The sequence below is a fragment of the Cellulosimicrobium sp. CUA-896 genome, from assembly GCF_001942335.1.
Classification (GTDB): Bacteria; Actinomycetota; Actinomycetes; order Actinomycetales; family Cellulomonadaceae; genus Cellulosimicrobium.
In genome coordinates this window covers 66,688-89,078 of the sequence record NZ_MKKH01000066.1, presented here as the reverse complement: position 1 = coordinate 89,078, position 22,391 = coordinate 66,688, and the positions used below count along the sequence as shown (strand labels likewise).

Genomic DNA, 22,391 nt, shown 5'->3' with positions numbered 1-22,391 from the left:
ACTAACGACGGTCCTCCCTGTCCGGGGCGGGCCGAGACAGGAGAGTTGTGGCAAAGGTCCGCGTCTACGAGCTCGCGAAGGAGCTCGGGGTGGAGAGCAAGACCATCATGACCAAGCTGACGGAGCTCGGTGAGTTCGTCCGCTCGGCATCCTCGACCATCGAGCCACCGGTGGTCCGCAAGCTGCGCGACGCCTTCCCGGCGGGCGGCGGTGCGCCGGCGTCCAAGCCGGCGGCGCCCAAGGCCGGCGCCCCGAAGGCGGCCGCGCCGAAGCCTGCCCCGAAGGCGGAGCCGCGCCCGGCGGCGCCGGCTCCCGAGAGCCCCGCACCCGCGGAGCGAGCGCCCGAGGCACCGGCGGCCGAGGCCCCCGCGCCGTCGGCTCCCGCGCCGAAGCCTGCGCCGGAGCAGCCTGCTGCGCAGGCGCCGACCCCCGGCGAGGCGCAGAAGCCCACCGCGTCGCCCAAGCCCGGCGGCGGCACGAACGCGCCCGCGCCGCGGCCGGGTGCCCGTCCGGCGCCCCGCGCCCCGGGAACAACCCGTTCGCGTCCAGCCAGGGCATGCCCCGGCAGGGTGGCCCGCGCCCCGGCGGTGGCCGTCCGGGCGCGCCGCGCCCGGGCAACAACCCGTTCGCGTCCAGCCAGGGCATGCCCCGGCCGGGCTCGCGCCCCGAGCGGTCCGACGCCGCGGGGTCGGGCGAGCGCTCGGGCGGGCCGCGCCCCGGCGGCCCGTCCCGCACCGCGTCCTGGTGGCGCGCGCCGAACCCCGGCATGATGCCGGGCCGCACCTCGGTCGGTCGTCCCGGTGAGCGTCCCGCTCCCGGCGGACGCGGCGGTGGCGGCGGCGGCGGTCGGCGGCGGCTTCGGCGGTCGCCCCGGCGGCGGTGCCCCGGGCGGCGGCTTCGCCGGTCGCCCCGGCGGCGGCGGTCGCGGTGGTGCCGGTCGCGGGTCGACGCAGGGTGCCTTCGGGCGCGCCGGCGGTCGCCCGGTCCGGGGCCGCAAGTCCAAGCGCGCGAAGCGCCAGGAGTTCGAGCAGATGCAGGCGCCGTCGCTCGGCGGCGTGCAGGTCCCCCGCGGCAACGGCTCGACCGTCGTGCGGCTGCGGCACGGCTCGTCGCTGAACGACTTCGCGGACAAGATCGACGCGAACCCCGCGAGCCTCGTGACGGTGCTGTTCCACCTCGGTGAGATGGCCACGGCGACGCAGTCGCTCGACGAGGACACGTTCGGCACGCTCGCGTCCGAGCTCGGCTACGTCATCGAGATGGTCTCGGCCGAGGAGGAGGACCGCGAGCTGCTCGGGTCCTTCGACATCGACCTGGACGCCGAGCTCGAGGCCGAGAGCGACGACGAGCTCATGGCCCGCCCGCCGGTCGTGACCGTCATGGGTCACGTCGACCACGGAAAGACCAAGCTGCTCGACGCGATCCGCTCCACCGACGTGGTCGCCGGGGAGGCCGGCGGCATCACGCAGCACATCGGCGCCTACCAGGTGCGTCACGAGCACGAGGGCAACGACCGCGCCATCACCTTCATCGACACCCCGGGTCACGAGGCGTTCACCGCCATGCGTGCCCGCGGTGCGCAGGTGACGGACATCGCGATCCTCGTCGTGGCCGCCGACGACGGCGTCATGCCGCAGACCATCGAGCGCTCAACCACGCCCAGGCGGCCGACGTGCCGATCGTCGTCGCGGTGAACAAGGTGGACAAGGAGGGGGCCAACCCCGACAAGATCCGCCAGCAGCTCACCGAGTACAACCTCGTGGCCGAGGAGTACGGCGGCGACACGATGTTCGTCGAGGTCTCCGCCAAGCAGCGCATGGGCATCGACGACCTCCTCGAGGCCGTCCTGCTCACCGCCGACGCCTCGCTCGACCTGCGTGCCAACCCCGACAAGGACGCACGCGGCGTCGCGATCGAGGCCAACCTGGACAAGGGTCGCGGCGCCGTCGCGACCGTCCTCGTCCAGTCCGGCACGCTGCGCGTCGGGGACGCGATCGTCGCCGGCACGGCCCACGGCCGCGTCCGGGCGATGTTCGACGAGCACGGCACGGCCGTGACCGAGGCAGGCCCCGCCCGCCCGGTCCTCGTGCTGGGTCTCGCGTCCGTGCCGAGCGCGGGCGACACGTTCCTCGTGGCGCCCGACGAGCGCACGGCGCGCCAGATCGCCGAGAAGCGCGAGGCCGCCGAGCGTGCCGCCCTCCTGGCCAAGCGCCGCAAGCGCATCAGCCTCGAGGACTTCACGCAGGCGCTCCAGCAGGGCAAGGTCGAGACCCTCAACCTCGTCCTCAAGGGCGACGTGTCCGGTGCCGTCGAGGCGCTCGAGGACGCGCTGCTCAAGATCGACGTCGGCGAGGAGGTCCAGCTGCGCGTCATCCACCGCGGCGTGGGTGCCATCACGCAGAACGACGTCAACCTCGCCACCGTCGACAACGCGGTGATCATCGGCTTCAACGTGAAGTTCGGCGAGCGCGTCGAGGAGCTGGCGGACCGCGAGGGCGTCGAGGTCAAGTTCTACTCGGTCATCTACCAGGCGATCGACGACGTCGAGGCCGCGCTCAAGGGCATGCTCAAGCCGGAGTACGAGGAGGCCCAGCTGGGCACCGCGGAGATCCGCGAGATCTTCCGCTCCTCGAAGTTCGGCAACATCGCCGGGTCGATCGTCCGGTCCGGCGAGATCCGCCGCAACGCCAAGGCGCGCGTCCTGCGCGACGGCAACGTCGTGGGGGACAACCTCACGGTCGAGTCGCTCAAGCGCTTCAAGGACGACGCGACCGAGGTCCGCGAGGGCTACGAGTGCGGTATCGGGCTCGGGTCCTTCAACGACCTGCAGGTCGGCGACACGATCGAGACGTGGGAGATGCGGGAGAAGCCGCGATCCTGACGTGATCGGTGACCGGGGGTGGGCGGCTTCGCTCGCCCCCGGTCGTCGTCTCGCGGCCCGGTCACCTCCGGGCCGTGCCTCCGCAGGGCGGCGGCGGGTCTACCATCCGCCCGCTCGTCCCTCGCGGGCTCCCGCCAGACCCGCCACGACCCGCCGCCGCCCTGCTGCGGCCCGGCCCGCGTCGTCCACACGCACGGGTCCCGGGCCACATTCCGGCGTACGGTCGTCGGAGCTGCAGCCGGTTCCCGTCCCGGCACGAAAGGAAGAAGCCATGGTCGACCACCCTCGGGCGAGGAAGCTCGCCGACCGGATCAAGGTCATCGTCGCGCAGATGCTCGACAGCCGGATCAAGGACCCGCGGCTCGGGTTCGTCACCGTGACGGACGTGCGCGTGACCGGGGACCTGCAGAACGCGTCCGTGTTCTACACGGTCTACGGCTCGGACGAGGAGCGCGCCGGCACGGCCGCCGCGCTGGAGAGCGCCAAGGGGCTCATCCGGTCCGAGGTCGGCAAGCAGACCGGCATCCGGCTCACGCCGACGATCGAGTTCCACCTCGACGCCGTGCCCGAGACGGCCGCGCACCTCGACGCCGCGCTCGTCGAGGCCCGGCGACGGGACGCCGAGCTCGCCGCGCTGCGCGAGGGCAAGGCGTACGCGGGAGAGGCGGACCCGTACCGCGCGCCCGAGCAGGGCGATGAGCCCCAAGACTGACCGGACCGACCGTCCCGCCGCCCCCCGGCGCCCCACGGCGCCGGACGGGCTGCTCGTCGTCGACAAGCCCGGCGGCTGGACCAGCCACGACGTCGTCGGACGCACCCGCCGGCTCGCCGGGACGCGCAAGGTCGGCCACGCCGGGACGCTCGACCCCATGGCGACGGGCGTGCTCGTCCTCGGGGTCGGCCGCGCGACCCGGCTGCTGACGTACCTCGTCGGGGCCGACAAGGAGTACACCGCGACGGTCCGGCTCGGCGTCGCGACCACCACAGACGACGCCGAGGGCGAGGTGACCTCGCGCGCCGACGCGTCCGGCGTCGCGCGGGCCGCGCTCGACGCGGAGGTGGCGCGGCTGACGGGCGACATCCAGCAGGTCCCGAGCACGGTGAGCGCGATCAAGGTCGACGGGAAGCGCGCCTACGCGCGCGCCCGCGCCGGCGAGGAGGTCGAGCTCGCCGCGCGCCCGTGACCGTCTCCCGGTTCGACGTGCACGACGTGCGCGCCGTGCCGCCCGGCACCGACGGCGTGCCCGGCGACGCGCCCGGGGCCCTCGACGTCGACGTCACCGTGGTCTGCTCCTCGGGCACGTACGTGCGCGCCCTCGCGCGCGACCTCGGCGCCGCGCTCGGTACCGGAGGGCACCTCACGGCCCTGCGCCGCACGCGCGTCGGCGGCTACGGCCTCGACCTCGCGGTCACCCTCGAGGACGCGGAGGCGCAGGCCGACCGCGACGGCGTCCTCGCGACCGTGCCCCTCGCGACCGCCGCGCGCGCCGCGTTCGCGGTGCGGGAGCTCACGGCCGCCGAGGCCGCGGCGCTGTCCTACGGGCAGTGGGTGTCGCCCTCCGGGCAGCCCGGCGCCGTCGCGGCGATCGGGCCCGGCGGCGAGCTCGTCGCGCTCGTCGAGGACACGCGGCGCCGCGGCGAGGACCTCGCGCGCCCGGTGCTCGTCCTCGCCCCGGCCTGACGCGCCGTGGCAGTCTTGTCCCGCGCGACCGCCGCCGTCGCCCGGTGCGACCCGCCGGACCCCCACCACGACCACCTCGAGGAGCTCTGCGTGCACCTGTGGACGGACCTGAGCCAGGTTCCCCCGGGATACGGCCCGACGGTCGTGACCATCGGCAACTTCGACGGCGTCCACCGCGGTCACGTGCAGGTGCTCGGCCGCATCGTCGAGCTCGCCCGTGCGCGCGAGTCCCACGCGGTCGCGGTGACGTTCCACCCCCACCCCGCCGCCGTGCACCGGCCCGACGACGCCCCCGAGCTGATCACGGGCATCGCCGACCGGGTGGAGCTCCTCGGCGCCACCGGGCTCGACGCGGTGCTGCTCGTCGACTACACGCTCGACTTCGCGCGCCAGACCCCCGAGGAGTTCGTCCGCACCTACCTCGTCGACGGGCTCCGGGTCGGCACCGTCGTGGTGGGGCACGACGTGCGCTTCGGCCGGGACAACGCCGGCACGCTCGCGACGATGGAGGAGCTGGGGGAGCGGTACGGCTTCGAGGTCGTCGCGATCGACGACGTCGGCCAGCACCAGGGCGTGCCCGTCACCGACGACGACGAGGCCGGCGGCCACCACGACGCGCGGTGGTCGTCCACGGGCGTGCGTGCGCTGCTCGCCGCCGGGGACGTGCGCGAGGCCACCCGGATCCTCGGTCGCCACCACCGCGTGCGCGGCACGGTCGTGCACGGCGACGCGCGCGGGCGCGAGCTGGGGTACCCGACCGCCAACCTCGGTGGCATCTCCGGCATGGTCCCGGCGGACGGCGTCTACGCCGGCTGGCTCGTGCGGCCGCAGCTCGCCGGCGCCGACCCCCGCCACGCCGACGTCCGCCTGCCGGCCGCGATCTCCATCGGGACCAACCCGACGTTCGACGGCCAGGAGCGCCGCGTCGAGGCGTACGTGCTCGACCGCACCGACCTGGACCTGTACGACGAGGAGGTCGTCCTCGAGCTCGTCGACCGGCTACGGCCCACGCTGCGGTTCGACGGGATCGAGCCGCTCGTCGCCCAGATGCGCGACGACGTCGAGCGCGCCCGTGCGACGCTCGCCGGCGCGCCGGCGTGACCGGGGCGGGCCTCGCACCGGGGGCGGCGGCCGTCGTCGCCCGGCGACTGCGCGTCGGCTACGGCGAGGCGCCCGTGTGCGCGCCGGTCGACCTCGCCGTCGCGCCGGGGGAGGTGCTCGCCGTCGTGGGGCCGAACGGCAGCGGGAAGTCCACCGTCCTGCGCACGCTCCTGGGCCGGCTCGCGCCGCTCGGCGGCACGGTCGAGATGCTGGGCCGCCCCGTCGACGAGCGCGAGCGCGCGTTCCGCGCGCGCGTCGCGGGCGTGGGCGACGACGACGCGTACTTCCCCGGCCTGAGCGTCCGCGAGCACCTCGTGCTCCTCGCGCGCGGCCACGGCGTCGCCGAGGCGGGACGGGTCGTCGACGGCGTGCTCGACCGGTTCGGCATCGCCGCGCGCGCCGACGCCGCGCCCACCGAGCTGTCCTCCGGCCAGCGCCGGCGCCTCCTGCTCTGCGCGGCGTTCGTGCGCCCGCGCGACGTGCTCGTGCTCGACGAGCCCGAGCAGCGCCTCGACCCGGGCACCCGGAGGTCCGTCGCCGACCTGATCGCCGCCGAGGCCGCGCGCGGCGTCGCCGTGGTGCTCGCGACGCACGACCCCGAGGTGGCGACGCGCGCGGGCGCGCGCGGCCTGCTCGTGGGCGACGAGGCCTGCACCGACGTCGAGCGCGAAGACCTGGGCGACGTCCTCGCCGCCGTGCGATGAGCGCTCCCGCCGCCGCACGACCGCGCACGGACCCCGACGAGCAGCTCACGGGGCGCGAGCTGCGCCGCCTCACCGCGCGCGTCGCGGCCTCGCACGCGGGCCGCGGCGCGGTCCAGGTCGTCACGGACGTCGCCTACGTGGTGGTCTCCGTCCTGCTCGCCGCCGGGCTCGTGCTCGGGGTCGTCTCGGCGGTGGGCGACGCGGTCGCGATGGACCAGGGCTGGACGGTCGGGGGATCGGAGGGCGCCTGGCGGGGCGGTGGGACGCCGCCGTCGCCCGGTCTCCTGCAGGCGCTCCTCGCACTCGTCGCCGTCGCGCTCGTCGGCTCCGCGGCGGCCCGTCTCGGACCGGCCGGGGTCGGGACGGCGGGCGTCCACTGGTGGGTCTCCACGCCGGCGGACCGCCGCGGGCTGCTGCTGCCGTCCGTCGCGGCGGGTGCGGGCGGGGGAGCGCTCGCCGGAGGTGTCGGCACCGCGCTCGCGGGCCTCGCCGCCGGGGCGGACGGGCGCTCCGTGCTGCTCGGCGCGCTGCTCGGCACCGCCGCAGGGGCCGTCGTCGTCGCCGTCGCCGGGCTGCTCCAGCCGCGCCCGTCCGGGCCGCGCGCCCTCGGGGCCGTGAGCGACGTGCTCGTCGCCGCCGTCCCCGTGCTGGGGGTCGTGCTCGTCGGGTCCGGCGCCGAGCTGCGCCCGCCCGGCACGTGGCCGGCCGCCGCGACCGCGGTCGCGGCGGGGCTCGGGACGGCCGCCGTGGTGCTCGTGGCGCGGTGGGCCGCACGCGTCGACCGGCTCCCCCTGCCCGCGCTGCTCGGTCGCAGCGGCGCGGTCGACCGGCTGTCGGCCGCGCTCCTCTCCGTGGACACGCGGGACCTGGGCCGCGCGCTCGACGCGGGCGGGCGGCCCCTCCGCCCGCGCCGTGCTCACGCCTTCCGGCGCGTGCGCGGCCCGCGGGGCGCGCTCGTCGCCGCGGACGCGGTGCTGCTCGCCCGCACGCCGTCGTCGTGGGCCCAGCTCGTCGGGCTGGCCGCGCTCCTCGTGCTCGCGCACGACGTGCCGGCGCTCGCGGCCGGGCCGGGGCTGGCGCTGACCGTTCTCGCGGTCGGGACGCGCGCGGCGCGGCTCGGTGCGGCCGGCGCGGGCATGGCGGAGATGGTCCCGGCGCTCGACGCGTCCCTCCCGCTCTCCGCGCGGGCGGTCCGGGCGGCGCGGACGGTCCTGCCGGCGCTCAGCGGCGCGGCGTGCGTCGCGGTCGGTCTCGTGCCGCTCGCGCTCGCGACCGGCTCGGCCTGGTGGGTGGTGCTCGGCGCGCTCGTCGGCGTGGGGTGCGGAGCGGGCGCGCTGCGCGGGATGCTGCGCCCCGAGCCCGACTGGTCCGGCCCGCTGCTCGCGACCCCTGCCGGCGCGGTGCCGGTCGACGCCGCCGCCGTGGCGCGCCAGGGGCCCGACCTCGTGCTGCTGACGGCCCTGCCGTTCGCCGTCGCGGCGCTCCTGGGCGTCGTCACGCCGGCGCTCGTGGTGGCCCAGGCGCTCGTCGCGCTCCTGGCCTGCGTCGTGGCCGCGCAGCCACCGCGACGCCGCTGAGGCCGGGCCCGGGGCGCGCGCGCCCCGCCTGGTAGGATCGATGCGCCGTCTGGACGGCCGCGGACCCAGAGAGCCCGGGACCACCGACCCGGAGCGCCGCGCAACGAACCCCTGAAGGAGAGCCGTGCCGCTCGACACTGCCACGAAGCAGCGCATCATCACCGAGTACGCGACCAGCGAGGGCGACACCGGCTCGCCCGAGGTCCAGATCGCGCTGCTCTCGCAGCGCATCCGTGACCTGACGGAGCACCTCAAGGAGCACAAGCACGACCACCACAGCCGTCGTGGCCTGCTCCTGCTCGTCGGCCAGCGTCGCCGCCTGCTCGGCTACCTGCAGAAGGTCGACATCAACCGCTACCGCAGCCTCATCGAGCGCATCGGTCTGCGTCGCTGACACCACGCCGCCGGCCCGGTCCCCGCAGGGCCGGGCTGGTCCGGTGTGACGTACCCGTAAGCAAGACACACCCACCGCGCCGCCGGCCCCTCGTTCGGTCCTCGGTAGTGGCCCACGGACCCGTGCCCGTCACGGAAGCCGTGGACCTCGATCGAAGACCGCCGAGCGTCGAGCGCGTCCGGTGCCCCGCACGCCCGGCGTGCGCGGGCGCGGGACCGGAACCCTCGACAGGGCGACCGGGCGGCACTTCGAGAAAGGGAGGGCACCCGTGGAGGGTCCCGAGATCCAGTTCGCCGAGGCGACGATCGACAACGGTCGCTTCGGCACCCGCACCGTCCGGTTCGAGACCGGACGCCTCGCGCGTCAGGCCGCCGGCTCCGTCGCCGCGTACCTCGACGACGAGACGATGCTCCTGTCCGCCACGTCGGCGGGCAAGCACCCCAAGGACCAGTTCGACTTCTTCCCGCTGACGGTGGACGTCGAGGAGCGGATGTACGCCGCGGGCCGCATCCCCGGCTCGTTCTTCCGCCGCGAGGGCCGCCCCTCGACGGACGCGATCCTCGCGTGCCGCCTCATCGACCGCCCGCTGCGCCCGCTCTTCGTCAAGGGCCTGCGCAACGAGGTCCAGGTCGTCATCACCGTGCTCGCCATCCACCCGGACGACGCGTACGACACGCTCGCGATCAACGCCGCCTCGGCGTCGACGCAGATCTCGGGCCTGCCGTTCTCCGGCCCGGTCGGCGCGGTGCGCATCGCGCTCGTCGACGGCCAGTGGGTCGCGTTCCCCAAGTACTCCGACAAGGAGCGCGCGGTCTTCGACATGGTCGTGGCCGGCCGTGCGGTCGGTGACGACGTGGCGATCGCCATGATCGAGGCCGAGGCCACCGACAACGCGTGGGGCCTCGTCAAGGACGAGGGCGCCACCGCCCCGACCGAGGAGATCGTCGCCGAGGGCATCGAGGCGGCGAAGCCGTTCATCAAGGCGCTGTGCGACGCGCAGTCGGCCCTGGCGGCCCAGTCGGCGAAGCAGGTCCAGGAGTTCCCGGTCTTCCTGGACTACCAGGACGACGCGTTCGCGGCGGTCGAGGCCGAGGTCACGACGGACCTGCGCGACGCGCTCGCGATCGCGGACAAGCAGGACCGCGAGAACCGTCTCGACGAGATCAAGAACGAGATGGTCGGCAAGCTCCAGGCTGGCTTTGACGGCCGCGAGAAGGAGCTCTCGGCGGCCTACCGCTCGCTGCAGAAGAAGCTCGTGCGGCAGCGCGTCCTCACGGACGGCGTGCGCATCGACGGCCGCGGCCTCGCGGACATCCGCACGCTCTCGGCCGAGGTCGAGGTCCTCCCGCGCGTGCACGGCTCGGCGCTGTTCGAGCGCGGCGAGACCCAGATCATGGGCGTCACCACGCTGAACATGCTCCGCATGGAGCAGCAGATCGACTCGCTCGGTCCGGAGACGCGTAAGCGCTACATGCACAACTACAACTTCCCGCCCTACTCGACCGGCGAGACCGGCCGCGTGGGCAGCCCGAAGCGCCGCGAGATCGGCCACGGCGCGCTCGCCGAGCGCGCGCTCGTGCCGGTGCTGCCGAGCCGCGAGGAGTTCCCCTACGCGATCCGTCAGGTGTCCGAGGCGCTCGGCTCCAACGGCTCGACGTCCATGGGCTCGGTCTGCGCCTCGACGCTGTCGCTGCTCAACGCGGGTGTGCCGCTGCGCGCGCCCGTCGCGGGCATCGCGATGGGTCTCATCTCCGACACCGTCGAGGGGGAGACGCGCTACGCCGCCCTCACCGACATCCTCGGGGCCGAGGACGCGTTCGGCGACATGGACTTCAAGGTCGCCGGCACGCGCGAGTTCGTCACGGCCATCCAGCTCGACACGAAGCTCGACGGCATCCCGGCGTCGGTCCTCGCCGGTGCGCTGACCCAGGCCCGCGACGCGCGCCTGACGATCCTCGACGTCATCGCCGAGGCCATCGACGTGCCCGACGAGATGTCCCCGAACGCGCCGCGCGTCATCACGGTGAAGGTCCCGGTCGACAAGATCGGCGAGGTCATCGGTCCCAAGGGCAAGATGATCAACCAGATCCAGGAGGAGACGGGCGCGGACATCTCCATCGAGGACGACGGCACCGTCTACATCGGCGCCACCGACGGCCCGTCGGCCGAGGCCGCGCGCGCCGCGATCAACGCGATCGCGAACCCGCACGTGCCGGAGGTCGGCGAGCGCTTCGTCGGCACGGTCGTCAAGACGACGTCGTTCGGTGCGTTTGTCTCGCTGTCCCCGGGCAAGGACGGTCTGCTGCACATCAGCCAGATCCGCAAGCTCGTGGGCGGCAAGCGCGTCGAGAACGTCGAGGACGTGCTCTCCGTCGGCCAGAAGGTCCAGGTCGAGATCGGCGAGATCGACCCGCGCGGCAAGCTGTCGCTGCACGCGGTCGTCGAGGACGGCGCGGAGGACTCCGAGGGTGCGGCGGCGGACGCCGCCGCGACGGAGCCGGCCGAGGCCTGACGTGACCTGGCACCTCCCGCTCGTCCCCGCCGGCGAGCCCGGTGCCGAGCTGACCGCCGGGCAGGACGCTGCGACGATCCGTCGCAGCGTCCTGCCCGGCGGGGTCCGCGTGCTCACCGAGACCATGCCGGGCCTGCGCTCGGCCACGATGGGCGCGTGGGTCGGCGTCGGCTCGCGCGACGAGACCGACGGGCACTTCGGCTCCACGCACTTCCTCGAGCACCTGCTGTTCAAGGGCACGGCGCGCCGCTCGGCGATGGACATCGCCGAGGCGTTCGACGCCGTCGGCGGCGAGGCCAACGCCGCGACCGGCAAGGAGCACACGTGCTACTACGCGCGCGTGCTCGACACCGATCTGCCCATGGCGGTCGACGTCATCACGGACATGGTGACGTCCGCGCGGCTCGACCCTGCGGAGCTCGAGACCGAGCGCGGCGTCATCCTCGAAGAGCTGGCGATGAACGACGACGACCCGTCGGACGTCGTGCACGAGCAGTTCGCCGCCGCCGTGCTCGCGGGGCACCCGCTCGGGCGCCCCATCGGGGGCACCCCTGACACCATCACCGCCGTCCCGCGCGACGCCGTCTGGGAGCACTATCGGTGGCACTACCGGCCGGAGACGCTCGTCGTCGCGGCCGCGGGCGGCGTCGACCACGACGTGCTCGTGGACCAGGTCGTCCGCGCGCTGCGCGACGGCGGCTGGTCCCTCGATGCGTCCGCCGCGCCCCGTCCCCGCCGCGACCCGCACGACCCCGCGCTCGAGGGCGTGGGAGCCGACGGCGTCGAGCTCACCGTCCGCCGTGCGGTCGAGCAGGCGAACGTGATCATCGGGGGCACCGGGCTCGCGGCCACGGACGACCGGCGCTTCGTCCTGTCGGTCCTCAGCGCGGCCCTGGGCGGCGGCATGAGCTCGCGCCTGTTCCAGGAGATCCGCGAGCGGCGCGGGCTCGCGTACTCGACGTACTCGTTCGCGTCCGGGCACGGCGGGACCGGCACGTTCGGCCTCTACGCCGGCTGCGCGCCGGTGAAGGTCGACGAGGTCACCGCGCTGCTGCACGGCGAGCTCGACCGCCTCGCGGACGAGGGCATCACGCAGGCCGAGCTCGACCGCAGCATCGGCCAGCTCGCGGGCGGGCTGGTGCTCGGTCTCGAGGACTCCGGCTCCCGCATGAGCCGGCTCGGCAAGGCGGAGCTCGTCTACGGCGAGCTGCTGAGCCTCGAGGAGTCGCTGACGGCGATCCGCGAGGTCACCACGGACGACGTGCGCAAGCTCGCGGGCGAGCTCGCGTCGCGCCCGCGCTCGGTGGTCCGCGTCGGGCCGTTCGGCGACTGACGGCGCGACCCTCCTCGACGGCCGTCCCGGGAACGGGGCGGCGTCGTCGTCCCGTTCCCCGTGGCGACCCGTCCCCGTGGCCCTCCCGATAGGCTGGCGCCCGTGACCTCGCACGACGACGCCCCGCAGCCCACTGCCACCGAGCCCGCCGCGCGGCCCCCCGCCGCGGCGCCGATCCGGGTGGCGGTGCTCGGGGCCGCCGGGCGCATGGGGTCCACCGTCTGCGCGGCGGTCGACGACGCCGCGGACCTCGAGCTCGTGGCCCGCCTCGACGCGGGCGACGAGGTGTCCGCGGACACGCTCGGTGGCGCGCACGTCGCCGTCGACTTCACCGTGCCGGGCGCGACCGAGGCGAACGTCCACGCGCTCGTCGATGCGGGCGTCCACGCCGTCGTCGGCACCACCGGCTGGACGGACGCCAGCCGTGGGCGCGTCGCGGACCACCTCGCCCGCGCCGCCGAGCAGGGCCGGCCCGGCATCGGGGTCCTCATCGCCCCGAACTTCGGGCTCTCGGCCGTGCTGGCGATGAGGTTCGCCGCGACCGCGGCGCGCTACTTCGAGTCCGCCGAGGTGATCGAGCTGCACCACCCGCAGAAGGTCGACGCGCCGTCGGGCACGGCCCGCCACACCGCCGCGGCGATCGCCGCCGCCCGCGCCGACGCCGGGCTCGCGGCCGCGCCGGACGCCACGGAGACGGGGTGGGAGGCACGCGGCGCGGACGTCGACGGCGTGCGGGTGCACGCCGTGCGCCTGCGGGGGCTCGTCGCCCACGAGGAGATCCTCCTCGGGAACCCCGGTGAGCAGCTCGTGATCCGCCAGGACTCGTTCGACCGGGTGTCGTTCATGCCCGGGGTGCTGCTCGCCGTGCGCGAGGTCGGCACCCGGCCGGGGCTGACGGTCGGCCTCGAGAACGTCCTGGACCTCGCGTGAGCGCAGCCGACGGTCCGGACCACGACGGGCGCGGCGAGAGCTCCGCGGCGCCCGGCGCCCGTGGAAGGGGATCGCCGGGGCGTTGCTCGTCACGGCGCTGCTCGCGCTGTACGTGTGGGCGGTCGCCGGGCGGGCGGTCGCGCTGGTGCGCACGGGCGAGCCGGTCGCCGTCGGGATCGGGGCCGCGGTCCTCGTGCTGCCGGTCCTCGTGATCGGGCTGGTCGCGCGGGAGATGCGGCTGGCCGTCACGGTCCAGCGCATGGCGGACGAGCTCGCCGCGTCGGGCCGGCTCCCCGCGGACGACCTGCCGCGCTCGCCCGGCGGCCGGATCGACCGCGCGGCCGCGGACGCGGCGTTCGGCCCGTACCGTGACGCCGTCGAGGCGGACCCCGAGAGCTGGGCGGCGTGGTACCACCTCGCGTTCGCGTACGACGCGTCGGGGGACCGGCGCCGGGCGCGCGAGGCGCTGCGCAGGGCGGCCGGCCTGTACCGGGCGGCGCACCGGTCCTCGGCGCGCTGACGGCCGTCGCCGTGCGGCGCCCGCCGGCGTCCGGGCGCGCGACGAGCAGGGATCTCAGATCTCGGCGACCCACCGGCGCTCGACGACGTCGCGCGGCCCGGTCGCCAGGGTGCGGGTCCGGCCGTCGGGGCCGAGCCCCGAACCGCCGAGGAACGCCTCGCGCGCCGTGTCCCCGTCGAGCACCCACGTGACGACCTCGTCGGCCCCGTCGCGGCGCAGGCGGTCGACCGCGGCGGACAGCAGCCGTGAGCCGTGGCCGCCGCGCTGGTGGCCCGGCTCCACCTCGAGCGCGACGAGCTGACCGGGCGCGACGGCGGCGAAGCCGACGACGTCCGCGCCGGCGCACGCGACGAGCACCGCGAAGCCCGGGCCGGGGGGCGAGGAGATCGCCGCGGCCCACTGCTCGCGCATCCGGACGCCGTCGAGCGCGTCGAGGACGTCGGCGCCGAGCACGTCGTCGTGGGCGGTGCGCCAGGCGCGGACCTGGATCGCGGTCATCGCGACGTCGTCGCCGGGCACGGCGGGCCGCACCGAGACGTCGGCGGTCTCGCGGAAGAGGCTCACGGCGACCAGCCTACGTCCGCCCGGCGTGCTCAGCCCCAGCCGAGCGCGCGCAGCCCGGCGGCGGTGACGGCGGCGAGCACGACGACGACGACGAACGGCGCGCGCAGCGCGAGGGCCACGGCGGCGACCGCGACGGCGGGCAGGCGCGCGTCGACGGCGAGGGCACGTCCGTCGCCGAGGGTCTGCACCGTGACGAGGGCGGCGAGCAGGGCCGCGGTGACGAGTGCCGCCGTCCGCGCCACGCGCTCGTTTGCGAGCCAGTGCTGAGGCACGAGATGGCCGGCGAGCTTGAGCGCGAAGCAGACCGCGGACGCGGCGAGCACGACGGACCAGACGGTGGTGGGGGACATCAGGCTCCTTCCGGGCGCTGCGCGCGCGACGTCGCCCGTCGACCTGTCCCACGACGACGGCGGCCGCGGCCGCGGCGAGCACCGGGACGCCCGGTGGGGCGAGCGGGATGAGCGCGGCCGACACGACGACCGCGGCGGCGGTCGCCGCCTGGACGGCGCGCGCCGCGAGACGGGGCCAGAGGAGGGCCAGGAACGCGGCGGCCGCGGCGGCGTCGAGACCCCACGCGCGCGGGTCGCCCAGCGCGTCGCCGGCGAGCGCGCCGACGAGCGTCATGAGGTTCCACAGCACGAAGACGCCGGCGCCCGTCGCCCAGAAGCCCGCGCGGGCCGCGCGCCGCGAGCGCTGCGCCGTGGCGACGGCCGCGGACTCGTCGATCGTCAGCTGCGCCGCCCCGACCTTCTGCCACGCGCGCAGGGCGAGGAGCGGGCCGAGCTGCGCGCCGTACAGGGCGTTGCGCGCGCCGAGCAGTCCCGCCGTGGCGACGGCGGCGCGGCCGTCCCGCCGGAGCCCACGATGCCGACGAGCGCGAACTGCGACCCGCCGGAGAACATGAGCAGCTCAACGCCATGGTCTGGGCGACGTCGAGACCGGCCACGACCGACAGCGCCCCGAACGACACGCCGTACAGGCCCGTCGCGACCGAGACGGACACGGCCTGGCGGACCGCGGCGCGCGTCTCGGCCTCGACCACGGTCTCGACGGCGTCGACCACCTCGCCGGCGGGGTCGTGCGCGGTGTCGTCCGGCGACGAGCCGTCGCGCGGCGCGTCGGCGGGTGCGGGCACGGGCGTCAGGCTACCAACGCACTCCCTGACGCCCTTCCTGACGCCCTCCCGGACGTGCTCTCAGAGCGCGACGTACACGGTCTCCTGGAACTCCTCGAGGCCCGCCTCGCCGCCCTCGCGGCCCAGCCCGGACTGCTTGACGCCGCCGAAGGGCGCGCTCGCGTCGGAGACCATGCCGCGGTTGACGCCGATCATGCCCGCCTCGACCTCCTCCGAGACGCGCACCGCCCGGTCGAGCGACCTCGTGTACGCGTACGCCGCGAGCCCGTACTCGGTGGCGTTCGCGAGCTCGATGCCCTCGTCTCTCGCCGAACGCGACGACGGGGGCGACCGGGCCGAAGATCTCCTCGGTGACCACGCGCGCGTCGGGGTCGACGCCCGACAGCACGGTGGGGGCGTAGAAGTGGCCGACGTCGCGCACGCGCTCGGCGCCGATGAGCACCTGCGCGCCGCCGTCGACGGCGGCGTCGACCAGCTCCGCCACGCCGTCGACCGCCTTCGCCTCGATGAGCGGGCCCACCCGCACGCCGTCCTCGAAGCCGGGCCCGACGCGCAGCTCGGAGAAGGCGTCGGCGAGCCGCCGGGCGAACTCGCGGGCGACGCCGTCCTGGACGAGGAAGCGGTTCGCGGCGACGCAGCTCTGCCCGGCGTTGCGCAGCTTCGCGACCACGGCGCCCTCGACGGCCGCGTCCAGGTCGGCGTCGTCGAACACGACGAACGGCGCGTTGCCGCCGAGCTCCATGGAGGTGCGCAGCACCTGCTGCGCCGCCCCCTGGAGCAGCGTGCGCCCGACGGCCGTCGACCCGGTGAACGAGAGCTTGCGCAGGCGCGGGTCGGCCATCAGCGGCTCGCTGATCTCGGACGCGCGCGAGGACGGCACGAGGTTGACCACGCCCGTCGGCAGCCCGCGGTCGGCGAGCTCGGAGCGGATGACCTCCGCGACGAGCGCCGTGGTCAGCGGCGTCAGGCGCGCGGGCTTGATCACCACGGGGCACCCGGCGGCGAGCGCGGGCCCGATCTTGCGGGTCGCCATCGCGATGGGGAAGTTCCACGGCGTGACGAGCAGCGCCGGCCCGACGGGGCGGCGGTGCACGAGCTGCCGGTTCCCGCCCGCGGGGGCCGTGCGCACGAGGCCCTCGGCGCGCACCGCCTGCTCGGCGTACCAGCGCAGGAAGTCGGCGCCGTAGAGCACCTCGGCGCGCGCCTCGGCGCGCGGCTTGCCGCACTCGGCGGTGATGAGCGCGGCGACGTCGTCGGCCCGCGCGACGAGCCGCTCGTACACCGCGCGCAGCACCTCCGCGCGCTCTCGCGGCGGGGTGGCGCGCCACGCGGGGGCGGCGCGGTGGGCGGCGTCGAGCGCGCGCAGGGCGTCCTCGCGCCCGCCGTCGGCGACGTCGAACAAGGACTCCTCGGTCGCCGGGTCCTCCACCTCGAACGTGGCGCCGCCCGCGGCGGGCCCCCAGTGGCCGTCGACGAGCAGGCCGGTGGGGACGTGCGCGACCAGCGCGGGGGACAGGTGCGACGCGGCGGCGGGGCGAGACATGCTCCGAGTATCGCCCTGCCCGGCGAGCGGTCGCACGCGGGCCGGGCGCCCGCCGGCCTGCCCGCGCAGCCGTCGGGGGCGGACCGGCGGCACGGTAGTTTGTGCACATGGTCCTTCCCGCCACGCCTGCGCGGCCCTTCGGCGCCGTCCTCACCGCCATGGTCACGCCCATGAGGCCCGACGGCACGGTGGACCTCGCGGCGGCGGCGCGGCTGGCGACACGGCTCGTCGACGACGGCAACGACGGCCTCGTGCTCAGCGGCACGACGGGCGAGTCGCCGACGACGCACGCGCCCGAGAAGGCCGAGCTCGTGCGCGCGGTCGTCGACGCCGTCGGCGACCGCGCGGCCGTCCTGGCCGGCGCGGGGTCGAACGACACCGAGCACGCGATCCGCATGGCGGTCCAGGCGGCGGAGGCGGGCGCGGACGGGCTGCTCGTCGTGTCGCCCTACTACTCGCGGCCGAGCCAGGACGGCCTGTACCGGCACGTCGCCGCGGTCGCGGACGCGACGCCGCTGCCGGTGATGCTCTACGACGTCCCGGCCCGCACCGGCGTGCGGATCAGCGCCGCGACGTACGGGCGCGTGGCGGCGCACGAGCGCGTCGTCGCGACGAAGGACGCGACCGGCGACGTCTACGCCGCCGCCAAGCTCGCCGCGTCCACCGGGCTCGCGTTCTACAGCGGGGACGACGGGCTGCTGCTGCCGTTCCTCGCGCACGGCGGCGCCGGCATCGTCTCGGTGGCCGCGCACGCGGTCGGCGGGCGGTTCGCCGAGGTCGTGCGCCGCTTCGACGCGGGCGACCACGCGGGCGCGCTGGAGACCTTCCTCACCACGACGCCCGTGATCGACGCGGTCAACGGCGGGGGCTTCCAGGCCGTCATGGCCAAGGCCGTCGTCGAGGTCCTCGGCGTCACCGACAACCGCCACCTGCGCCTGCCCAACGTCGCGGCGAGCGAGGAGGAGTCCGCCCTGGTGCGCGACGCGCTCGCCGCCGCCGGGCTCCTGCCCGTCGCCGCGACCCCCGCGACCCCGGCGCCGTAGCGGCGCCCCCACGACACCGTCCCACCGGCTCAGCCACGACAGGAGGCCCCGTGAGCCACCCCCACCCCGAACTCTCCCTGCCCCCCGCCCTCCCCGCCGGAGGGCTGCGCGTCGTGGCCCTCGGCGGGCTCGGCGAGGTCGGGCGCAACATGGCCGTGCTGGAGTACGACGGCCGCCTGCTCGTCATCGACTGCGGGGTGCTCTTCCCCGAGGACGACCAGCCCGGCGTCGACCTCATCCTGCCGGACTTCGACTACATCCGGGACCGCCTCGACGACATCGAGGCGATCGTGCTCACCCACGGCCACGAGGACCACATCGGCGCCGTGCCCTACCTGCTGCGCCTGCGCCGCGACATCCCGCTCGTCGGCTCGCAGCTCACGCTCGCGTTCGTCGAGGCGAAGCTCAAGGAGCACCGCATCTCGCCCGTCACGCTCGCGGTCAAGGAGGGCCAGGTCGAGCAGCTCGGGGTGTTCGGGTGCGAGTTCGTCGCCGTCAACCACTCGATCCCCGACGCGCTCGCCGTCGCGGTGACGACGGGCGCCGGCACGGTGCTGCACACGGGCGACTTCAAGATGGACCAGCTCCCGCTCGACGGGCGCATCACCGACCTGCGCGCGTTCGCCCGGCTCGGCGAGCGCGGCGTCGACCTGTTCATGGTCGACTCGACGAACGCCGAGGTCCCCGGGTTCGTCACGCCCGAGGTCGAGATCGGCCCGGTGCTCGACAACGTGTTCGCCGCGTCCGAGAAGCGCATCATCGTGGCGTCGTTCTCCTCGCACGTGCACCGCGTGCAGCAGGTGCTCAACGCCGCGCACCACCACGGCCGCCGCGTCGCGCTCGTGGGCCGCTCGATGGTCCGCAACATGTCGATCGCCGCCGAGCTCGGCTACCTCGACGTGCCCCCCGGCGTGCTCATCGACCTCAAGAAGGTCGACTCGCTGCGCGACGACGAGATCGTGCTCATGTGCACCGGCTCGCAGGGCGAGCCCATGGCCGCGCTGTCGCGCATGGCGAACGGTGCCCACCAGGTGCAGGTCGGGCACGGCGACACCGTGATCCTCGCGTCCTCCCTCATCCCCGGCAACGAGAACGCCGTCTTCCGCATCATCAACGGCCTGACGCGCCTCGGCGCGCGCGTCGTGCACGGCGGCAACGCCAAGGTGCACGTCTCCGGGCACGCGAGCGCCGGTGAGCTGCTCTACTGCTACAACGTCCTGCGGCCGAGGAACGTCATGCCGGTGCACGGCGAGGTGCGTCACCTCGTCGCCAACGGGGCGCTCGCGGTGCGCACCGGGGTCCCGGCCGACCGCGTCGTGCTGGCCGAGGACGGCGTCGTCGTCGACCTCGTCGACGGCCGGGCGTCGGTCGTGGGCGCGGTCCCGTGCGGCTACGTCTACGTCGACGGCTCGAGCGTCGGCGAGATCACCGACGCGGAGCTCAAGGACCGGCGCATCCTCGGCGAGGAGGGGTTCGTCTCGGTGTTCGCCGTCGTGGACTCCGCGACCGGCAAGGTGCTCGCGGGCCCGCAGATCCTCGCGCGGGGCTTCGCCGAGGACGACGCGGTGTTCGAGGACATCCGCCCCGACGTCGTGCGGGCGCTCGAGGAGGCGATCGCGGGAGGCGCGACCGACACGCACCAGCTCCAGCAGGTCATGCGCCGTGTGATCGGGCGGTGGGTGTCGAACCGCCTGCGCCGCCGTCCGATGATCGTCCCCGTGGTCGTCGAGGCGTAGGGCCCGCGGTGTCGCAGCACGACCCTTCCCAGGCCCACCCTCCGCACCAGCAGGTCCCGACGGGCCCGCCGCCGCCCGCGTACGGCCAGCACGCCCCGCCGCCGCCCGCGTACGGGCGGTACGCCCCGCTGCCCACCGGGTACGCGAACCCGGGCGCACCGTGGGGCGGTCCCGGGCCGTCCCTGCGGGTGCCGTCCGGGCTCGCGACGGCGACGGTCGTCCTCACCGTCGCCGTGACGGTCGTGCAGGTGCTCTCGTGGCTGACCTCGTTCGGCGCGGCGGACGAGTACGCGCGGGCGGCGCGGCTCGGCGTCCCGAGCGTGGAGGTGTTCACGGCCTACGACACGGTCGCGCTGCTCCTCCTGCCGCTCCAGCTCGCCGCGGCCGTCGTCACGTGCGTCTGGCTGTGGACGAGCCGCCGCATCGCCGAGACCGTGGCACCCGGGTGGCACCACGCGCGCAGCAGGGTGTGGGTCTGGCTCGGCTGGTTAGTCCCGGTGGTGGCGTACTGGTTCCCCTACCAGGTGGTGCGCGACGTGCGCGGCGCGACGACGACCGTCCCGCGCGCGGGCCTGGGCTGGTGGTGGGCGGGGTGGCTCGTCTACCTCGTCGCGACGAACGTCACCGCCCAGGTGTCGGCGAGCGCGTCGAGCCGTTCGGGCGACGTCTTCTCCACGCTGCCCGTGGTCGAGACGCTCGGCACCGCGGGTGCGGTCGTCGCCGTCGTGCTCTGGGTGAGGACCGTCCGCGAGATCACCGCGGGTCAGCGCGCCGCCCTCAGCCCTGCGTCGTGGTGACGAGCCCACGGCCGACGGCGCCCGTCGCGGCCGCGTAGCGCGCGGCCCGGGCGCCGTCGTCGCCGGGCACGAGCCCGGCGAGCTCGAGCGACACGAGCCCGTGCACGAGGCCCCAGAGGCCGAGCGCGACGTCCCGCGCGGTGTCGAGGGGAGCCTCGGGGGCGAGCCGCCGGACGGCGTCGCGCAGCGTGACGAACGTCGCCTGCTCGACGGAGTCCGGCGCGTCGGCCGCCGGGCGCACGCCACGACCGAACATCACCGCGTAGAAGTGCGGGTCGGCGAGCGCGAAGTCGCGGTACGCGCGCGCCAGCGCGGCGAGGTCGGCGGCGGGGTCGGTGGTGCGCGCGACCGCGTCGAGGTGGCCGGCGAACCGCCGGAAGCCTTCCGCGGAGACCGCCGCGACGAGCTCGTCGCGACTGCCGAACAGCGCGTACACCGCCGACGCGCTCGTGCCGGCGTCCGCGGCGACGGACCGGACGGTGACCGCGGACTCGCCGTGCTCGGAGATGGTGCGCGACGCGACGTCGAGGAGCCGCCCGCGCAGGGCGGCGTCGTGCACGCGGGGTCGGGCCATGGCGGGAAGTCTACGGCCTTGACGCGGACACCGTAACGCTGTTCTATAACGGTGTTCGCAATCGTGCTCCCGTCATCCGGTCCCGGAGTGCTGGAGGTCACCGTGCTCGAGCTCACCGACGCCGCCCGCGTCACGGCGGGGGTCGTCCTGCTCACCGTCGTCGGCATCGAGTCGGGCGGCGCCTTCCTCCTCAAGGTGGTCACGGGGCGCGTCGCCGCGACACCGTTCCAGACGGCGTTCTTCCGCGCCGGTCACGCCCACGCCGGCGTCCTCGTGATCCTCGGCCTGCTCTGCCTGCTCCTCGCCGAGCGACCGCGCTCACCGGGTTCTGGCGCTGGCTCGCCGCCACGGGCGTGCTCGTCGCCGCGATCCTCATGCCCGCGGGGTTCTTCCTGTCCGCGACCGGCACCGGCCGCGAGTCGCCGAACGGCGCGGTGGTCCTGCTGCCCGCCGGGGCGGTCGTCCTCGCCGCCGCGGTCGTCACCCTCGCCGTGGGCCTGCTTGCCGGCTGAGGAGCGCGTCGAGCTGCTCGGCGTGCCAGTCGGCGACGTACCCGTGCAGCCGGTCGTCGGCGACCTCGCGGCCCGGGCCTGCGACGGCGTGCTCGAGCGCGTCGAGGTAGGCCCGGTCCGCGGCGAGCCGTGCGGCGAGCGCGCCCTCGCCGCGCGCGGGGCTGCCGTGCCCCGGCACCAGGACGTGGGCGCCGCGCGCCGCGTCCTCGATCAGGTCGAGCGCGGCGCGGTAGGTGCCCAGGGGGTCCGACGACGCCACGTCGACGAGCGGCACCTCGACGTCGGAGAGCATGTCGCCGGCGATCACCGCGCCGCGCACGACGAGCGCGGCGTGACCCCGCGCGTGGGCGTCGTGCGCGACGACGCGCGGACGGTCGGGCCCGTTCGCGTCCGGTCGCTCGGGCCAGGGGAGGGACGTCGCCCCCGCGGGGAGCGGGTCGAGCGCACCGACGAGCGCGGGGTCGTGCCCCGGCGCGTCGGCCTCGGCCGCGGCGCGGGCCGCGTCGCGGTCGTGGGCGGCCGCGACCGCCGCCCGTGCGGTCGCCCAGCGCGGGACGTGCCCGAGCGCCGGGTGCCACAGCACGTGGTCCCAGTGCGGGTGCGTGGAGAACCCGGCGGTCACGCGCCAGCCCCGGGCGCGCACGGTCGCGGCGAGGGCGGCGAGCTCGGCGACGCTCACGCCGGGATCGACGACCAGCGCGGTGCCGTCGGGGCCGACGACGACCGTCGACGTCGTCGCCCACAGCCCCGCGGTCGCGACGTGCACGCCCGGGGCGACCTCGACGAGCTCGCGCCCGCCGGGGCTCTCCGCGGCGCCCGCCGGCGCACGGTCCTCGCGGTCCACGTCGTCCCTC

General features: G+C 75.7%; 18 protein-coding genes and 4 pseudogenes. 15 read left to right on the top strand and 7 right to left on the bottom strand.

Annotated features, from left to right (window positions below; genetic code table 11):
- Positions 1 to 47 precede the first annotated feature (47 nt).
- The 11 genes and pseudogenes from infB (at position 48) to BJF88_RS15955 (ending at position 13,633) form a co-directional block, all read left to right on the top strand.
- A pseudogene (gene infB / locus BJF88_RS16005) lies at positions 48 to 2,881 on the top strand (translation initiation factor IF-2).
- A 271-nt stretch (positions 2,882 to 3,152) separates the two neighbouring features.
- Positions 3,153 to 3,593 carry a 30S ribosome-binding factor RbfA gene (gene rbfA / locus BJF88_RS16000; protein WP_075829512.1) on the top strand — a complete coding sequence of 147 codons (441 nt, stop codon included), beginning with the start codon at positions 3,153 to 3,155 and terminating at the stop codon, positions 3,591 to 3,593.
- Positions 3,577 to 4,562: pseudogene (gene truB, locus BJF88_RS15995) on the top strand (tRNA pseudouridine(55) synthase TruB). The gene rbfA and the pseudogene truB overlap by 17 nt, the downstream one beginning before the upstream one ends.
- A gap of 90 nt (positions 4,563 to 4,652) precedes the next feature.
- Positions 4,653 to 5,663: a bifunctional riboflavin kinase/FAD synthetase gene (locus BJF88_RS15990; protein ID WP_075829551.1), complete on the top strand. Its 1,011-nt coding sequence runs from the start codon at positions 4,653 to 4,655 to the stop codon at positions 5,661 to 5,663.
- Positions 5,660 to 6,367: an ABC transporter ATP-binding protein gene (locus BJF88_RS15985; protein ID WP_075829511.1), complete on the top strand. Its 708-nt coding sequence runs from the start codon at positions 5,660 to 5,662 to the stop codon at positions 6,365 to 6,367. The genes BJF88_RS15990 and BJF88_RS15985 overlap by 4 nt, the downstream gene beginning before the upstream one ends.
- Positions 6,364 to 7,944 carry a DUF6297 family protein gene (locus BJF88_RS15980; protein ID WP_075829510.1) on the top strand — a complete coding sequence of 527 codons (1,581 nt, stop codon included), beginning with the start codon at positions 6,364 to 6,366 and terminating at the stop codon, positions 7,942 to 7,944. The genes BJF88_RS15985 and BJF88_RS15980 overlap by 4 nt, the downstream gene beginning before the upstream one ends.
- 124 nt (positions 7,945 to 8,068) lie before the next feature.
- Positions 8,069 to 8,338 carry a 30S ribosomal protein S15 gene (gene rpsO / locus BJF88_RS15975; protein ID WP_075829509.1) on the top strand — a complete coding sequence of 90 codons (270 nt, stop codon included), beginning with the start codon at positions 8,069 to 8,071 and terminating at the stop codon, positions 8,336 to 8,338.
- Positions 8,339 to 8,606: 268 nt separating this feature from the next.
- Positions 8,607 to 10,850, top strand: a complete 2,244-nt coding sequence (locus tag BJF88_RS15970; RefSeq protein ID WP_075829508.1) for a polyribonucleotide nucleotidyltransferase — start codon at positions 8,607 to 8,609, stop codon at positions 10,848 to 10,850.
- Position 10,851: 1 nt separating this feature from the next.
- Positions 10,852 to 12,183, top strand: coding sequence for a pitrilysin family protein (locus BJF88_RS15965; protein WP_075829550.1), 1,332 nt, complete (start codon positions 10,852 to 10,854; stop codon positions 12,181 to 12,183).
- A 174-nt stretch (positions 12,184 to 12,357) separates the two neighbouring features.
- Positions 12,358 to 13,113 (top strand): 4-hydroxy-tetrahydrodipicolinate reductase, encoded by a 756-nt coding sequence (gene dapB / locus BJF88_RS15960; RefSeq protein ID WP_369824652.1) that lies wholly within the window; start codon positions 12,358 to 12,360, stop codon positions 13,111 to 13,113.
- Positions 13,114 to 13,195: 82 nt separating this feature from the next.
- Positions 13,196 to 13,633 (top strand): tetratricopeptide repeat protein, encoded by a 438-nt coding sequence (locus BJF88_RS15955; protein ID WP_255372100.1) that lies wholly within the window; start codon positions 13,196 to 13,198, stop codon positions 13,631 to 13,633.
- 54 nt (positions 13,634 to 13,687) lie between these two features.
- Here the strand turns inward: BJF88_RS15955 and BJF88_RS15950 are convergent, their stop codons facing one another.
- From BJF88_RS15950 to BJF88_RS15935, 4 genes and pseudogenes are all read right to left on the bottom strand, one after another.
- A complete protein-coding gene (locus tag BJF88_RS15950) occupies positions 13,688 to 14,197 on the bottom strand; it encodes a GNAT family N-acetyltransferase (protein WP_075829548.1) in 510 nt (169 codons plus the stop codon).
- A gap of 29 nt (positions 14,198 to 14,226) precedes the next feature.
- On the bottom strand, positions 14,227 to 14,547 hold the full coding sequence (locus BJF88_RS15945) for an AzlD domain-containing protein (protein WP_075829547.1): 321 nt from the start codon (positions 14,545 to 14,547) through the stop codon (positions 14,227 to 14,229).
- A gap of 28 nt (positions 14,548 to 14,575) precedes the next feature.
- Positions 14,576 to 15,239, bottom strand: a pseudogene (locus tag BJF88_RS15940) (AzlC family ABC transporter permease); the annotation flags it as partial.
- A gap of 153 nt (positions 15,240 to 15,392) precedes the next feature.
- Positions 15,393 to 16,875 (bottom strand): annotated as a pseudogene (locus BJF88_RS15935) (NAD-dependent succinate-semialdehyde dehydrogenase).
- 107 nt (positions 16,876 to 16,982) lie between these two features.
- On the opposite strand from BJF88_RS15935, the gene dapA reads away from it, so the two are divergent.
- Genes dapA through BJF88_RS15920 form a run of 3 tightly spaced genes read left to right on the top strand, consistent with a single transcriptional unit; the run spans position 16,983 to position 20,451 of the window.
- Positions 16,983 to 17,918, top strand: coding sequence for a 4-hydroxy-tetrahydrodipicolinate synthase (dapA, locus tag BJF88_RS15930; protein WP_075829506.1), 936 nt, complete (start codon positions 16,983 to 16,985; stop codon positions 17,916 to 17,918).
- A 50-nt stretch (positions 17,919 to 17,968) separates the two neighbouring features.
- Positions 17,969 to 19,654: a ribonuclease J gene (locus tag BJF88_RS15925; RefSeq protein ID WP_075829505.1), complete on the top strand. Its 1,686-nt coding sequence runs from the start codon at positions 17,969 to 17,971 to the stop codon at positions 19,652 to 19,654.
- A gap of 8 nt (positions 19,655 to 19,662) precedes the next feature.
- Positions 19,663 to 20,451: a DUF4328 domain-containing protein gene (locus BJF88_RS15920; RefSeq protein ID WP_075829504.1), complete on the top strand. Its 789-nt coding sequence runs from the start codon at positions 19,663 to 19,665 to the stop codon at positions 20,449 to 20,451.
- Here BJF88_RS15920 and BJF88_RS15915 read toward each other — a convergent pair.
- Positions 20,432 to 21,025, bottom strand: coding sequence for a TetR/AcrR family transcriptional regulator (locus BJF88_RS15915; RefSeq protein WP_075829503.1), 594 nt, complete (start codon positions 21,023 to 21,025; stop codon positions 20,432 to 20,434). The two genes, BJF88_RS15920 and BJF88_RS15915, sit on opposite strands and share 20 nt — an antisense overlap.
- A gap of 72 nt (positions 21,026 to 21,097) precedes the next feature.
- Entirely contained in the window at positions 21,098 to 21,286 is a 189-nt protein-coding gene (locus BJF88_RS23875) for a hypothetical protein (protein WP_369824645.1), read from the bottom strand.
- 92 nt (positions 21,287 to 21,378) lie between these two features.
- Between BJF88_RS23875 and BJF88_RS23870 the strand changes: the two genes are divergently transcribed.
- Positions 21,379 to 21,537, top strand: a complete 159-nt coding sequence (locus tag BJF88_RS23870; protein WP_369824644.1) for a hypothetical protein — start codon at positions 21,379 to 21,381, stop codon at positions 21,535 to 21,537.
- Here BJF88_RS23870 and BJF88_RS15905 read toward each other — a convergent pair.
- Positions 21,506 to 22,381, bottom strand: a complete 876-nt coding sequence (locus tag BJF88_RS15905) for an MBL fold metallo-hydrolase (RefSeq protein ID WP_075829546.1) — start codon at positions 22,379 to 22,381, stop codon at positions 21,506 to 21,508. The genes BJF88_RS23870 and BJF88_RS15905 overlap by 32 nt on opposite strands.
- Between the last annotated feature and the right edge of the window lie 10 nt (positions 22,382 to 22,391).